The organism is Ruegeria sp. CF3 (genome assembly GCF_056537365.1).
Genome location: NZ_JBQFRK010000001.1, coordinates 1,414,041 through 1,428,675 on the forward strand (window position 1 = coordinate 1,414,041; position 14,635 = coordinate 1,428,675).

Sequence of the window (14,635 nt, forward strand, 5' to 3'; positions counted from 1 at the left end):
TTCAAATTATCCCGAACAAACCTTTCGCAAGGCGGGCGCTAGGTCCGCCCGTGAGATCGCCTCATATTGTGCCCAGACGAAGCAGAGGCATTTGATGACCCATCCTAAATATTATGCACCGACAGGCGGACATCCGGGGCAAGAGCAACTGTTGACCGACCGTGCCATGTTCACCGATGCCTATGCGGTAATCCCCAAGGGCACGATGCGCGACATCGTGACCAGCTTTCTGCCTTTCTGGGAGAATACACGTCTTTGGGTCTTATCCCGGCCTCTGAGTGGTTTTGCCGAGACATTCTCGCAATACATAATGGAGGTGCAGCCCGGCGGTGGCAGCGATACGCCCGAAACCGACCCAAATGCGCAAGGGGTGATCTTCGTGGTCGAGGGCAGCGTTACGCTGACGCTGAACGAAGCGGATCATGTTCTTGAGATCGGTGGATATGCCTATATCCCCCCGGGCAGCGACTGGACGCTGCACAACCATGGCGATTCAGTTGCCCGGTTCCATTGGGTGCGCAAGGCTTATGATGCAGTGCCCGGCCTGCCCGCCCCTGACCCGATCATCACCAACGAACGCGATGTAGCACCCGTCGAAATGCCCGGCACCGAAGGCCGCTGGTCTACCACCCGCTTCACTGATCCGCAGGACCTGCGTCACGACATGCATGTCAACATCGTCAATTTCGAACCTGGTGGCGTGATTCCCTTTGCCGAAACCCATGTGATGGAACACGGCCTTTATGTGCTTGAGGGCAAGGCCGTTTATCGTCTCAATCAGGACTGGGTCGAGGTTGAGGCCGGTGACTACATGTGGCTGCGCGCTTTCTGCCCGCAGGCCTGTTACGCAGGCGGACCGGGACGGTTTCGCTATCTGTTGTACAAGGATGTGAATAGGCACATGCCGTTGTCTGTACCGTCTAGGTAGCTGACGATCGGGGCTTGACCGGGTCAAGTTCTGGTAAAGGGGTTCACAGAATCGCTGGAATCTGATGAAATCAAATGAGTTTTCAGCACTGGAGATTGTTCGATGTTACTGCGCGGTACGATGATTGCACTGGTTGCCACCCTTGGCCTTTCGGCGTTCAACGCCGCCCCGGTCGCAGCCAAGGAAGAAACCAAATCCGTTTTCGTCATGAGCCGCACATGGGCGGTGACGCAGGTCTCGGACGCGCCTGTGGTTTATCGGGCGACGCGGGACAATAACAATCTGAACCCCTTTGGCCCGCCGCCACGTCTTCGCACCATCCAGGCAATGGCCGCGATACAGAAGGCGACCGGTTGCAAGGCGATCTATTCCAGCATGTATCAAAACATTTCGGGCCAGTTCTTTTCGCAGGTCAGCTGCAACTGAAATTGGTACAATACTTTGATTGAGATCGCCTGATCTGCCTGCCATAGCTTGCGCATGAAACTCGCGATCAACGGATTCGGTCGTATCGGCCGCACCATTCTGCGTCAGGTCTTAAGCCTGCCGCAGCATTCGGATGTCGAACTGGTGCTGATCAACGATATCGCACCGCTGGAAACATGCGCATACCTGTTCAAATATGACAGCACGTTTGGCCCCTATCAGGGTTCGGTCACGACCGAAGGTGAAGCACTGAATATCGATGGCCGCGTTATTCTGATGTCTCACAGCGCCGATTTGGCACAGGTCGATCTGTCCGGCGTCGATGTCATGCTCGATTGCACCGGCATCGCGCGGACATCCGACGTGGCCAGCCGGGGCTTGACTGCTGGGGCGGATAAAGTGTTGATTTCCGGTCCGTCACCCGCTGCCGAAGTCACACTGGTACTGGGGGCAAACGAAGATCAATTGGGCAGCGCACGGATCGTTTCAAATGCATCCTGCACCACCAATGGTCTGGCACCGCTCGTCAAGCTGATTGATGAAATCGGTGGACTTGTGTCCGGGCACATGACCACCATCCACTGCTATACAAACAGCCAGCCGATGGTCGATGCGCCACGCGGGGATCTAGCCCGATCGCGCGCCGGGGCATTGTCGATGGTGCCCACGACCTCGAGCGCGACGCATTTGATTGATATCGTCTTGCCAGACCTGGCCGGTCGTGTGTCGGGGGCCGCGGTGCGTGTTCCGACGGCCAGCGTATCTGCCGTTGATCTTGTCGCCACGCTTGAACGTGGCATGAGCGCTGATCAGTTCGACCAAGCCTTTCGCGACGCGGTTGTAGCTTCTGACGTGCTGGGCTGGACCGATCTGCCCTTGGTGTCATCTGATTTGCGGTCCCGCCCCGAGTCACTGGTGGTGGCGGGGCCCGAGACGCGTATGATTGGAGAGAGGCAGATCAGGGTTTTTGGCTGGTACGACAATGAATGGGGGTTTTCAGCCCGCATGCTGGATGTCGCACGCCTGATGGCGAAAGCAGGGTGATCCGCAGCGCTGAAGCACGCTGCGGATTACTTTAGGACTTCAATCGTGAGGTAGGCTGCCCGCCCCGTGACCGGCCATACCCCCTGAAACCTCTTCAGTCGACTCTTCGGCCAGTTCTTCTGGCAGGACCAAATTCAATACAATGGCGATCAGCGCTGCGGGCAGCAGGCCGCTGGTCATCAGAATACGAAGTGTATCAGGAAGGTGCTGAACCGCGCCGGGTTCCAGCTGCAACCCAAGACCGATCGACAGCGAAATCGCAAAGATCACCATGTTGCGACGGTTCCAATCCACGTCTGACAGCATCGAGATACCTGCCGCGACCACCATGCCGAACATGACGATCACACCACCGCCCAGCACTTCGATAGGCACGGTGCGGATAATCGCCCCGACCTTTGGCACGAGGCCACACAGGATCAGGAAGATGGCACCACAGGTCACGACATGGCGGCTCATCACGCCCGTCATCGCAATCAAGCCGACATTCTGACTGAACGACGTGTTGGGAAAACCGCCGAACATGCCGGCAACGGCGGTACCGAAACCATCTGCATAGGTGGCACCGGCGATTTCCTTGTCAGTCGCTTCACGACCCGCACCCCCCTTGGTGATACCCGATACGTCACCGACGGTCTCGATGGCCGAGACAAAAGACATCAGACAAAAGCCGATCACGGCGGCCAGAGAGAACTCAAACCCATATTTGAACGGTACGGGCAGAGCAAAAGCTGAGGCGCGTGACCAACTTGTGCCAATGGCCTCGAACGTCACCATCCCGACCATCAGGGCATAGACGTAGCCGATGGCCAAACCAACCAGTACGGCAGACACCGACAGCATACCGCGTGCAAAGAACTTGAGGCCAAGCGTCACAACAACCACAACCAAAGCTGCCGACCAGTTAAGCAGCGATCCGTATTCCGGGGTGCCAATCGCAGGCACACCACCAGCGGCGTATTGAATACCGACCTTGACCAGCGCCAAACCGATCATTGTTACGACAAGTCCGGTGACCAGCGGCGGAAGCGCAAACCGTATCTTGCCTATGAAGAGGCCAAGAAAGGCATGAAACAAGCCGCCAACCAGGACACCGCAAAACAGCGCCCCTAAGGCATCCACGCCTTTTCCGGCGACCAGAGGGATCATGATGGGCAAAAACGCAAAGCTCGTTCCTTGTACAATCGGCAGAGCCGCTCCGACCGGGCCAATCGTGATAGTCTGCAGCAGGGTCGCCAGCCCAGCGAACAGCATCGACATCTGGATCAGGTACAGCAATTCGGGAAAATCCGGGGAGTTCGACCCAAATCCAAAACCGGCAGCACCCGCCACGATGATGGCCGGTGTCACGTTCGAGACGAACATCGCCAAAACATGCTGAATGCCCAGCGGTATCGCCTTGTGCAAGGCGGGTGTGAAGTTCGGGTCCCGAAGCTGTTCGGGCGTCCCTATCGAAGTTTCAGCCATGATCTCATTGTCCTCCCTAAGATCCAATGGGGTTCTTACCGCTTCTCTGGCGGCTTCGGTTCTGGTTTCAGCGGTTGACCACCTCGTACGGTGTGCTGAACCAGTATTCCTCCAAGTTCGGGCCTTCCCCGATCCGATCAACGACTGCGAACAGACCGGGTCCATGCAAGGGTGTCAGGACTCCGTGCCATGTTCCCCGGTGATAGTTCACCGCCTGTCCTGGCTGTGTAATGAACGCGCGAGGACGACCCGGTTGCCCCTCCTCATCCGGGGCGACGATCACGAGAAAGGGCTGGTGAGTCATCGGAATGAACGCCTGGCTGCCGTCGGGATGACGCTCAACCATCGCTAGCTGATAAGGCAGTTCGCGTGGGTTTGCATTGAACAGGCTGATGCCCGCTTGGGCATCACCGAAATCCAGCCTTGCCCGATCATGATACCGCCCGCACTGGCCCTGGTTGATGATCTTGTCGGCCTCACCTGACACATCAATCAGATCACCAAACGGTGCGAAAGCTTCGGCCGAGATCGGTTCAGCGACAATCCGTGTCATGAGGGCAGCACATCGCGAAGACGGAACTCGGCAATCCGCTCGACCTGTCGGCAGGCCTCGGCGAACTCGGTTTCGCGATCCTGTTCGATGCGCCGTTCGAATGCGTTTAGGATCGAAGCCTTGTTGTGGTCCCGCACGGCAACGATGAACGGAAAGCCGAATTTTTCCGTATAGCGCTGGTTCAGTTCGGTGAAGGTGGCGCGTTCCTCATCCGTCAGCGCATCAAGCCCTGCCGAGGCTTGCTCGGACGTACTTTCCTGTGTCAGCCGCTTAGCCTGCGCCAGTTTGCCTGCCAGATCAGGGTGGGCCGTCAAAACGCCCAACCGTTCCTCGGTTGAGGCGGACCGAAACATGCGGGTCAAAGCATTGTGTAATCCGCCTGCCGTGTCATGCGCCGCGCCCAATTCCAGATCATAGGCGCGCTCGGCGATCCAAGCGGAATGCTCGAAGATACCTCCATACTCAGAGACGAATTCTTCGCGGCCCATTTGCGAGGGTTGTGGACGCTCAGCCGCCGGGTGCTTTTCGGCCCAATGCTCGGCAATCTGCAATCGCGTCGCGAACCACACGTCCGAGAACCCGCGCGCGTAATCCAGAAACCGTTTCAGCGCCATGACGCGTCCCGGTCGCCCGATCAGGCGACAGTGCAAACCGATCGACAGCATCTTGGGTGCACCAGCCTCGCCTTCCGCATAAAGCGCATCGAAACTGTCTTTCAGATATGAATAGAACTGATCCCCGGCGTTGAACCCCTGTGGCGTCGCAAAGCGCATGTCGTTGCAATCCAGCGTGTAGGGAACAATCAACTGATCCCGACCACCGGTTTGCATCCAGTAGGGTAGATCGTCTGCATAGGTATCGGCAACATAAGCAAAGCCACCTTCCTCGGCGACCAGACGCACGGTGTTGTCCGAACAGCGCCCAGTGTACCAGCCGCGCGGGCGATCCCCTACGACTTCGGCATGCAGACGGATCGCTTCGGCGATCTGGGCCCGTTCTTCCGCCTCGGGCATATCCTTGTGCTCGACCCATTTCAGGCCATGGCTGGCAATCTCCCACCCGGCCGACTTCATCGCCGCAACCTGATCAGGCGAACGCGCTAACGCGGTAGCCACACCATAAACGGTAATCGGTAGGTCTTTCATCAAGCGATGCAGGCGCCAGAACCCCGACCGCGAACCGTATTCATAGATCGATTCCATGTTCCAATGACGCTGGTCCGGCCACTGCGCCGCCCCAACGATCTCGGACAAGAACGCCTCGGACGCAGCGTCCCCGTGCAGTACACAGTTCTCGCCGCCTTCTTCGTAGTTCAACACAATCTGCACAGCCAGTTTCGCCCCGCCAGGCCATGCGGCGTCAGGTGGGTTGGCTCCGTATCCGATCATATCGCGGGGGTAACGAGGCGGCTGCATAGGGTCTTCCAGTCCGATTAGGTGTTTTGACAGCTTTACCGCAGAAACGGTCTATTGATTATCAAATCAATCCGAACACTGTTTCCACTTCTTTCGGCATTTCAACCATTTTGCGGTTTGGCCCAGACTGTGGCACACCAAAAGAAACACATAGGAGAGACCCTTGGCTGGCTATCTGACAACCCACGTTCTCGACACGGCGCGCGGCTGCCCCGCTGAGGGGTTGAAAATCGCGCTCTACAAAGTGTCAGGGAACTCGCACCGTAAACTGGTCGAGATGGAAACCAACGCGGATGGCCGAACCAATAGCCCGATCTTACCGCAGGACGACTTTAAAACCGGCACTTATGAGCTGATATTCTTCGCCGGAGATTACCTGCGCGCGACGGGTCAGGATGGCGATGATCCTCTGTTTCTGGATCAGGTGCCGATCCGCTTTGGCATGTCCGATGCGGACTCGCACTACCACGTTCCGCTGCTGTTGTCCCCCTACGGCTACTCGACCTACCGGGGCAGCTAGCCCTAGACTTCGGCGCTTCGAACCACTTTGCCGATCCGGTCAATCATGAAATCCATAAACAGCCGCGCCTTCGGGTCCTGATGGCGGCGATGCGTATACAGGCAGGCCATTTGCACGGGAACCGGAGGCGTCTTCATCGCCACCGGGATCAGCCTCCCCGCCTTCAAGTGCTCTGACACCTCAAAAACGGGTTTCATGGCAATACCTTGCCCGGACAGCGCCCAATCGGTCAAAACATCACCATCGTCACATTCATACCTGCCCGAGACAGCAAATCGTTTCGGGCCATCGGGTGTTTCCAGCATCCACTGAAACTCTGCCGCGCCGGGGAAGCGCAGGTTCAAGCATTCATGCTTGCCTGAAATCAGATCGGATCCAGCTTCTGGCATCCCACATCGGCTCACGTAATCAGGGGCTGCACATAGCACACGCTGGCAATCCGCAATCTTGCGAATGCGCAATGTACTGTCTTCGGGCTGACCGATGAAAAAAGCCAGATCCAAGCCTTCAGTGGTCAGATCAACCGAGCGGTCTGTCAGTCTTAAACGCACATCAATCTCAGGGTATTCTGACAGAAAATCAGGCACATGAGGCGCCAATAACCGGCGCCCGACGCCCAAGGGCGCAGCAACAAACAGAGACCCGCGGGGGGCTTCGGTCAGATGCGTGACTTGGGCCTCTGCCTCATCAACTGCATCCAGAACCGCAACCGCGCCGGGGTAGAACGCCCGTCCCTGTTCCGTTGGTGTCAGGTTCCGGGTTGTGCGCTGAAACAGGCGCACTCCCAGATGATCCTCCAACTGCGAAATTCGCGCCGACGTCACCGCAGGTGAAATTCTCATATCCCGCCCGGCGGCTGACATGCTGCCCAAGTCATAGACCCGGACAAAGGTTCGAATGTTGTCGAGATAGGACATCTTATCGTTTTTTTTGATACAGTTTGACAATATACGGGAATACCGAAGAAAAGCCCGTTTGCCTAGTGTGGCGCAACGCAATCGGAGACATAAGCATGTACGACTTCGCCGTGTTCTGGGATTGGATTGGTTTTGGCGTGCGCTGGTTGCACGTTATCACCGCGATTGCCTGGATCGGATCATCCTTCTACTTCATCGCGCTGGATCTTGGTTTGAACCGCGATATCCCCGGACCGGCGGACGGCGAGGAATGGCAAGTCCATGGCGGAGGATTCTATCACATCCAGAAATATCTCGTCGCTCCGGAGCGTATGCCCGACCACCTGACCTGGTTTAAATGGGAAAGCTATGCCACATGGCTCAGCGGTGCCGCGCTACTGATGATCGTCTACTGGGTAGGCGGAGAGCTCTATCTGATCGATGCCCAAAAGGCGGATCTGGCGCTATGGCAAGGCATATTGATCTCGGCTGCCTCGCTGACTGTCGGTTGGCTGGTCTACGATTTTCTCTGCAAGTCGGGATTGGGCGAGCGTCCGACATTGCTGATGGTTCTTCTGTTCGTGCTGCTGGTGATTATGGGCTGGGGTTATAACCAGATATTCACCGGTCGCGCGATGATGCTGCATCTTGGGGCCTTCACGGCCACAATCATGACCGCAAATGTGTTCTTCATCATCATGCCAAACCAGCGCATTGTGGTGGACGACCTAAAGAACGGGCGCACACCTGATCCGAAATACGGCAAAATCGCCAAGCTGCGTTCGACCCACAACAACTATCTGACATTGCCGGTCGTGTTTCTGATGTTGTCGAACCACTATCCGCTGGCTTTTGCGACCGAGTATAATTGGATCATCGCCGCGCTGGTCTTCCTGATGGGTGTCACGATCCGGCACTATTTCAACACCCGCCACGCGCGCGCTGGAAACCCAACCTGGACCTGGCTGGTAACGGCTTTGCTGTTCATGACCATCATGTGGTTGTCGACCGCTTCGATGAACGACCCGTTGGAAGAGGCCGAAGCGCGGCAACTAACTCCCTACGAACAGAAATTCGCATCAGCGGATGGCTTTGAAGAAGCACAGGACATAGTTCTGGGTCGCTGTTCTATGTGCCACGCGCGCGAACCTGTCTGGGAAGGCATCATGTGGGCACCCAAAGGTGTCCTGCTGGAAACAAAAGCTGACATTGCTCAGAACGCGCAGCAGATTTATCTGCAATCCGGCGTCACACATGCCATGCCTCCCGCGAACGTGACCTATATGGAACCTGAAGACCGGGATGCGATTGTTCGCTGGTTCCGAAATGCTGGTCTGTAGCGGATTGGCACACGAGTTTGCCAATAAAAACACCTGAACTTTGTTTAGTTCTTCCCCTAAGCGCCGTCAGATGCTCTAAATGAATTCAACACGCCGCATTCGTTTTGTTTCGCGGCCATAGCGATTTCGACTTGGGGCAGTTGGAGCCAGACAATGACAGGGAGCAGACCGCGCAGCGATCTGAGAGGCTGGCTTTTTGGTGCGTTTGTGGCCTTGTCCCCCAATCTTGCTACCGCGCTAGAAACGACCCTATCCGCCCCTGGTGCATCTGAAGATCTGGTCGATCGCTTGGAAGAGACTTCATCCATCTTCACCTCGGAATCGCGTGGTCTTGATACGTCACTGGAAATACTGTCGGCAGCTTTGTCCGACTACCGCACCATCGTTCAGATCATGTACGATGAAGGCTATTTCAGCCCCGTCGTCAGCATCAAGCTTGACGGGCAGGAAGCCGCCAAAATCAATTCGCTGAACGTTCCAGCCCAATTCAAACGGGCGACTATCCTTGTCACACCAGGGCGGAAGTTCAAGTTCGGAACGGCTGTCGTGCAACCGCTGGCACCGGGCACGGAACTGCCCGAAGAGTTCGCCACGGGTAAGACCGCGACCACCGGAGCGATCCAACAGGCGGCTTCGGCCGGGGTGCAGGGCTGGCGCGATACAGGCCATGCCAAGGCGGAAGTGGAAGATCAGAAAGTAATAGCGCGCCATGCGCAGGCACGGCTGGACGCGACAATTGATCTGGCTCCGGGGCCAAGGTTGCGGTTCGGCAAAATGATCATTCAGGGCGATACAAATGTCCGCCATCGATCGATCGAGAAAGTCGCAGGCTTCCCGTCGGGTGAGGTTTATTCGCCTGAACAGGTCCAAAAGGTTGGCACCCGCCTGCGGCGCACCGGCACATTCGCTACGGTTTCGCTCAAGGAACATGAAGAACCCAACCCGGATGGCACGCTTGATTTCGACGCAACTTTCGAAGACCTGCCACCGCGCCGCCTGACCTTTGGGGCCGAGATTGCCTCGCGCGACGGGGTTGATCTTACCGCTACGTGGACCCATCGAAACGTTTTCCGGCGAGCCGAAAGGCTGCGGTTCGAGGCGGCAATCCGCAATATCGGCGGTGCCGAGGATATCGATGGACGCATTGGTCTGCGGCTGGATCAACCTGATCGTCTGGGCCCTGACGACAATACATTCTGGAGCGCACTGTTGGAGCGGCGCAATACCGAAAACTACAACGTCACCGTCGCCTCGCTTGCATATGGTGCACGCCGCACATTCTCTGACCGCCTCTACGCCGAAGCCTCGGCAGGTTTCCAATGGTCGGACGCAGATGACGCCTATGGCGATGGGCGCAAGTTTCGATACTTCATTCTTCCGTTCCGGTCAGAATGGGATGAACGCGACAGCAAGGTCAGCGCGACGCGCGGCTATTATCTAGACTCGCAAGTCATGCCCTTTGTCGGGTTCTCCGGATCGGATACCGGCCTGAGAATGTTCTTTGACGGTCGCGCCTATAACGATCTGGGCACCGCCGGTCGGCTGGTGTTGGCAGGCCGGGTGCAGTTGGGATCGGTCCTCGGACCTCCGGCAGATGGTGTGACTCCAGATTTCCTGTTCTTCTCGGGTGGTGCCGGTACAGTACGGGGTCAGCCATTTGAAAGCCTAGGTATCCCCATCGGGGATGGTGTCGCCGGTGGCAAATCTTTTCTGGGGCTCTCAGCCGAGGTCCGAGGCAAAGTCACTGACGCAATCTCGTTGGTTGGGTTTTATGACTACGGTGTGGTCGACACGTCCTCATTCATCGGCAGCGGCGCGGAAGAGCATTCTGGCGCGGGCCTTGGGATCCGTTATGATCTGGGCGGCTTCGGGCCCTTGCGCTTTGACCTTGCGGTGCCGGTTCAGGGCGATACGGGTGACGGGCTGCAATTCTACCTCGGGATCGGGCAAGCCTTTTGATGCGTCGCGTTGTATATCCCCTGTTGCTAAGTTCAGCAGCGATCACCGTTCCCATCGCGGCGACCGCTCAGGACGAGGGCGGCAGCATGATCGAGCAGTTACTGCAAGATACCCTGTCCGGTGATGATCAGAATGTGCGGGTGATCGGCCTTGAAGGAGCTCTGAGTTCGCGTGCGACGATTCAGGAAATCACAGTCGCCGATGACGACGGCGTCTGGCTCACCATTAAAAACGCTGAATTGGACTGGAACCGATTGGCACTGCTGCGCGGTCGGTTCTCGGTCAACACACTATCGGCGCAGGAAATCGATATCGCCCGCGCACCTGGTACAACAACAAAGGACACGCCGCCCCCTTCAGCCGAAACCCAACCCTTCCAACTGCCTGAACTTCCGGTCTCGATCGAAATCGGAGAGCTGCGTGTCGATGACCTGTCTCTGGGTGAGCCGCTGATCGGCGTCGCTGCCGAGCTTGCCGTGAACGGCAACCTATCGCTGGCTGATGGAACACTGGATACTACGCTGGATATCGACCGACTGGACCGCGCCGGGGACACGATTGATCTGAAAGCAGGCTTTCAGAACGACAGCCGCCAGATCGATCTGGACTTGACCGTAGCCGAAGCATCAGGCGGTCTGATCGCAACGGCCCTGTCCATCCCCGATGCCCCGCCGCTTGAGCTGACTGCAAAAGGCTCGGGGCCGATAACGGATTTTAATGCTGATATCGGTCTAAGCAGCGATCAGCAGCTTCGCGTGTCCGGTCAGGTACGACTGCGCACGGCCGAAGAGAGTGGCAACGCCTCCGATGGAATCGCGTTTACTGCCGATGTCGGAGGCGACCTGACGCCGTTTCTGGCCGAAGAGATGGACACGTTCTTCGGTACCGACACACGGCTGTTTGTAGATGGGCGCACCCATTCTGACGGGGCGCTGGATATATCGGATATCGAGATTACCTCGGAAGCGCTGGACCTCAAAAGCGAACTCAGCCTTGCTTCGGGTGGTGTTCTGAAACTGGTCGCCCTGCAAGGTCGTATCACGCCGCCGGAAGGTGACAAGGTCGTTCTGCCCGTCAGCGGCGGCGATACGTCAATCGGCGCGGCTCAGATTTCGGCCTTGTACAATACCGAGAATGGCAATCTCTGGGACCTGAGCCTGACGACCAACAAGATTGAAACCCCCAACCTGAACCTCGATCATGCACGGATCAGCGGGCAAGGCACGCTAGATCAATCCAGCGGGCTGTCGGTCGATGGCGATCTGCAGGCTGTGTTGGATGGCATTGATCTGACAGATGCCGCACTGAATGCCGCCGTCGGAAATCAGATCACACTGGATGGACAGTTCGAGTACGGCAGCGACCAGACATTGCAATTGTCCGGGGTCGAACTGGTCGGCAGCGACTATACCCTAGATGCTGATGCGTTGATCAGCGGGCTTGCGACCGGGTTGCAGGTTGATGGCACGGCACTGCTGCAGGCGACCGACCTGTCGCGTTTCTCGGACCTGGCACAGCTTCAGCTTGGTGGCGAGGCTTCGATCCAGGTGGTTGGCAAGGGCTCACCACTGGAACGCAGCTTTGACGGCAAGGTCACGGTGAATGGGCGTGATCTGGTGACCGGGCGTGACGATATTGATCCAATGATCACGGGTGAAACCGAAATCGTTCTGGATGCCAAACGCGACACCGATGGGGTAACAATTCGCGATTTCACCGTGAATGGCGACGCTCTGACAGCGCAGGCCAGCGGCACGGTCACGACGCCAAATGGCAATCTGACAATTGACGGTCAGGCCAGCGTGAACGCCCCCGATCTGGCGGTGTTCTCAGGCATCGCACAGCGTGATCTGGCGGGCGCATTACAGGCCCGGCTGGATGGCAAAGGCACCGTACAGACGTTGGAATTCGACGGCCAAGCCAGCGTGATCGGAACAAATATCGAAACCGGGATGAGCGAGTTCGACCCGCTGTTGAAAGGCCGGACATCAATCAATCTGGACGGTGCGCATTCGGGCAACCAAATCGTTATTCGAAACGCCACGATCAAAAGTGCTGCTCTTACTGCCGAGGTGGGCGCAACCATCGATGACCCCACCGGAAACATCGCGGTGGATGGAAGCGCCAAGCTGAACGCCCCCGACCTGTCTTTGTTCTCCGGCCTCGCCGGGCTTGATCTGGCCGGGTCGATTGATGCCGACGTCACCGGTCGGGCCGCGCAAAGCAGCAAGGCCTTTGATATCAAAGGCAACCTGAGAGCAGACGACCTTGCCACGGGTATCCAAGCCGTAGATGCGTTGGTACAGGGACGAACCACGCTGAACGTGGATGCCGCCAACGATGATCAGGGGCTGAACATCCGCACTTTCAGTCTGAACGGAACCGCGCTGACCGCAGATGCATCGGGCCGATTGGATCGGGAGGCCGGTGGCCTCGATTTCTCGGCCATGCTGGACGACATCGGCCGTCTATCCTCGACATTGTCCGGGCCGCTCACGCTGGATGGCAACGTCGCCCCTACAGGGTCCGGTTTGGAAGGCAATGCGCGCCTGCAGGGACCTGATAGCTCGTACGCCAATTTAACCGGAACCGTAGAAACCGGTGGCACCGCGGATCTAAATTTTGACGCCCGCCTGAATCGGGTCGAACGTTTTGTGCCCGATTTCCCCGGAACCGTCGCCGCCAGTGGTGCCGCCCGCCGCGACGCCGGGATGTGGACCATCGACGCAAAGGCTAATGGCCCCGCCGATATCAGTACAACTGTTGCCGGGACCTTTAACGAAACCAGCGGCGAAGCGGACCTGAAGATGCAGGGCGGTGTCAACATCGGTATCGCCAATGCATTTATCTCTCCCAACAATCTGGCCGGTACTGCCCGGTTCGATCTGGCCCTGAAAGGGGCACCTGCGCTGGATGCGCTTAGCGGAACGATTTCAACATCCGGCGCGTCGATGGCCTTGCCCGATGTGGGACAGACAATCACTGGCATCGGGGGTTCCGTAAACATCGCGCAAAGCCGCGCCACGATTGCACTGCAGGGTGGGTTACGAGCGGGCGGAGGGTTTACCGTCAACGGCCCGATTGATCTGACGCCACCCTTCAACGCCCAGATAACCACAGCGCTCAACAATCTCGTGCTGACAGACAAGCTGCTCTATGAAACCACATTGAACGGTCAGATCGCCCTGACCGGGGCATTGGCCGGGAACAGTTCGCTGGCCGGGCAGATCAACTTTGGCGAAACCAACATCAATCTTGCAGCCGCCGCAGGAGCAGTCGGCGCAGCACCAATTCCGACGATCCAACACCTGAACGAAAGCCGTGCCGGTTTCGTAACGCGGGAACGCGCCAATCTGGTGGAAACCGAGGATGAGACTAAAAGCAACTCGCGCATGTCGCTCGACATCGGATTGCTTGCACCCAAGGCAGTCTTTGTCCGAGGACGCGGCGTGAACGCGGAACTGGGCGGTCGCATACAGATTGGTGGAACTACAACTTCTGTTGTGCCGTCAGGCCAGATTGAGCTTATCCGCGGTAATATCGATATCCTTGGTCGCCGCCTTGCGCTGACTAAGGGTGTGGTCACCCTGCAGGGTGACCTGACGCCATATATCGAGTTTGAATCGTCCTCCAGCACCTCGGACGGCACCGCAACGATCGAGATCGCCGGGCCGCTGGACTCACCCGAGGTCGACGTATTCTCAGATCCTGAACGCCCGACCGAGGAAGCGCTAGCAATGCTCTTGTTCGGCAACCGGTTCTCAGAACTGTCACCGTTTGTCATTGCGCAGATGGCGGCCTCATTGGCCCAACTCAGCGGCGCCGGCGGGGATACTACCAAAGGGGTGCGCGAGGCCACGGGCCTGGACACTATCGACCTTGGCGCGACTGAGGGCGGTGGGGGCAGCCTTGGTGCGGGCGCATATCTAAGCGACGATCTCTACACCGATTTCACCGTCAATACCGAAGGTGACACCGAGGTGAACTTGAACCTCGACGTCACCGACAGCTTCACGGTGCGCGGCACGGTGGATGGCCGGGGTGAGACGGGCTTGGGTATCTTTTTCGAACGCGACTACTGAAAAAA

11 protein-coding genes are annotated in these 14,635 nt (G+C 57.7%); 7 read left to right on the plus strand and 4 right to left on the minus strand.

Going from position 1 to position 14,635, the window contains the following annotated elements:
- Positions 1 to 94: 94 nt before the first annotated feature.
- The 3 genes from ACR0KC_RS07145 to ACR0KC_RS07155 all read left to right on the plus strand — a co-directional run bounded on the left by ACR0KC_RS07145 (position 95) and on the right by ACR0KC_RS07155 (position 2,398).
- A complete protein-coding gene (locus ACR0KC_RS07145; protein ID WP_480771647.1) occupies positions 95 to 928 on the plus strand; it encodes a bifunctional allantoicase/(S)-ureidoglycine aminohydrolase in 834 nt (277 codons plus the stop codon).
- 102 nt (positions 929 to 1,030) lie between these two features.
- Positions 1,031 to 1,354, plus strand: a complete 324-nt coding sequence (locus ACR0KC_RS07150; RefSeq protein ID WP_170397457.1) for a hypothetical protein — start codon at positions 1,031 to 1,033, stop codon at positions 1,352 to 1,354.
- A gap of 54 nt (positions 1,355 to 1,408) precedes the next feature.
- Positions 1,409 to 2,398: a type I glyceraldehyde-3-phosphate dehydrogenase gene (locus ACR0KC_RS07155; RefSeq protein WP_480771648.1), complete on the plus strand. Its 990-nt coding sequence runs from the start codon at positions 1,409 to 1,411 to the stop codon at positions 2,396 to 2,398.
- Positions 2,399 to 2,437: 39 nt separating this feature from the next.
- Here the strand turns inward: ACR0KC_RS07155 and ACR0KC_RS07160 are convergent, their stop codons facing one another.
- The 3 genes from ACR0KC_RS07160 to puuE all read right to left on the minus strand — a co-directional run bounded on the left by ACR0KC_RS07160 (position 2,438) and on the right by puuE (position 5,833).
- Positions 2,438 to 3,865, minus strand: a complete 1,428-nt coding sequence (locus tag ACR0KC_RS07160) for a nucleobase:cation symporter-2 family protein (RefSeq protein ID WP_170397461.1) — start codon at positions 3,863 to 3,865, stop codon at positions 2,438 to 2,440.
- Positions 3,866 to 3,932: 67 nt separating this feature from the next.
- Positions 3,933 to 4,418 carry an ureidoglycolate lyase gene (locus tag ACR0KC_RS07165; protein ID WP_170564627.1) on the minus strand — a complete coding sequence of 162 codons (486 nt, stop codon included), beginning with the start codon at positions 4,416 to 4,418 and terminating at the stop codon, positions 3,933 to 3,935.
- Positions 4,415 to 5,833 carry an allantoinase PuuE gene (gene puuE / locus ACR0KC_RS07170; RefSeq protein WP_480705619.1) on the minus strand — a complete coding sequence of 473 codons (1,419 nt, stop codon included), beginning with the start codon at positions 5,831 to 5,833 and terminating at the stop codon, positions 4,415 to 4,417. Before puuE ends, ACR0KC_RS07165 begins: the two co-directional genes overlap by 4 nt.
- Before the next feature lie 163 nt (positions 5,834 to 5,996).
- Between puuE and uraH the strand changes: the two genes are divergently transcribed.
- Positions 5,997 to 6,353: a hydroxyisourate hydrolase gene (gene uraH, locus ACR0KC_RS07175; protein WP_480705621.1), complete on the plus strand. Its 357-nt coding sequence runs from the start codon at positions 5,997 to 5,999 to the stop codon at positions 6,351 to 6,353.
- A gap of 2 nt (positions 6,354 to 6,355) precedes the next feature.
- Here uraH and ACR0KC_RS07180 read toward each other — a convergent pair whose 3' ends face one another.
- Positions 6,356 to 7,270, minus strand: coding sequence for a LysR family transcriptional regulator (locus tag ACR0KC_RS07180; RefSeq protein ID WP_170511345.1), 915 nt, complete (start codon positions 7,268 to 7,270; stop codon positions 6,356 to 6,358).
- Positions 7,271 to 7,365: 95 nt separating this feature from the next.
- Between ACR0KC_RS07180 and ACR0KC_RS07185 the strand changes: the two genes are divergently transcribed.
- The 3 genes from ACR0KC_RS07185 (at position 7,366) to ACR0KC_RS07195 (ending at position 14,630) form a co-directional block, all read left to right on the plus strand.
- Positions 7,366 to 8,589, plus strand: a complete 1,224-nt coding sequence (locus ACR0KC_RS07185; RefSeq protein ID WP_170799770.1) for a urate hydroxylase PuuD — start codon at positions 7,366 to 7,368, stop codon at positions 8,587 to 8,589.
- Between the two features lie 153 nt (positions 8,590 to 8,742).
- Entirely contained in the window at positions 8,743 to 10,548 is a 1,806-nt protein-coding gene (locus ACR0KC_RS07190; RefSeq protein ID WP_480705623.1) for an autotransporter assembly complex protein TamA, read from the plus strand.
- Positions 10,548 to 14,630 (plus strand): translocation/assembly module TamB domain-containing protein, encoded by a 4,083-nt coding sequence (locus ACR0KC_RS07195; protein WP_480791101.1) that lies wholly within the window; start codon positions 10,548 to 10,550, stop codon positions 14,628 to 14,630. The genes ACR0KC_RS07190 and ACR0KC_RS07195 overlap by 1 nt, the downstream gene beginning before the upstream one ends.
- The last annotated feature ends 5 nt before the right edge of the window (positions 14,631 to 14,635 follow it).

Bases quoted from the DNA above. Each gene is read 5' to 3' on its own strand.
- ACR0KC_RS07145 (WP_480771647.1), top strand. From the start codon at position 95: ATGACCCATCCTAAATATTATGCACCGACAGGCGGACATCCGGGGCAA.
- ACR0KC_RS07150 (WP_170397457.1), top strand. From the start codon at position 1,031: ATGTTACTGCGCGGTACGATGATTGCACTGGTTGCCACCCTTGGCCTT.
- ACR0KC_RS07155 (WP_480771648.1), top strand. From the start codon at position 1,409: ATGAAACTCGCGATCAACGGATTCGGTCGTATCGGCCGCACCATTCTG.
- ACR0KC_RS07160 (WP_170397461.1), bottom strand. From the start codon at position 3,865: ATGGCTGAAACTTCGATAGGGACGCCCGAACAGCTTCGGGACCCGAAC.
- ACR0KC_RS07165 (WP_170564627.1), bottom strand. From the start codon at position 4,418: ATGACACGGATTGTCGCTGAACCGATCTCGGCCGAAGCTTTCGCACCG.
- puuE (WP_480705619.1), bottom strand. From the start codon at position 5,833: ATGCAGCCGCCTCGTTACCCCCGCGATATGATCGGATACGGAGCCAAC.
- ACR0KC_RS07180 (WP_170511345.1), bottom strand. From the start codon at position 7,270: ATGTCCTATCTCGACAACATTCGAACCTTTGTCCGGGTCTATGACTTG.
- ACR0KC_RS07185 (WP_170799770.1), top strand. From the start codon at position 7,366: ATGTACGACTTCGCCGTGTTCTGGGATTGGATTGGTTTTGGCGTGCGC.
- ACR0KC_RS07190 (WP_480705623.1), top strand. From the start codon at position 8,743: ATGACAGGGAGCAGACCGCGCAGCGATCTGAGAGGCTGGCTTTTTGGT.
- ACR0KC_RS07195 (WP_480791101.1), top strand. From the start codon at position 10,548: ATGCGTCGCGTTGTATATCCCCTGTTGCTAAGTTCAGCAGCGATCACC.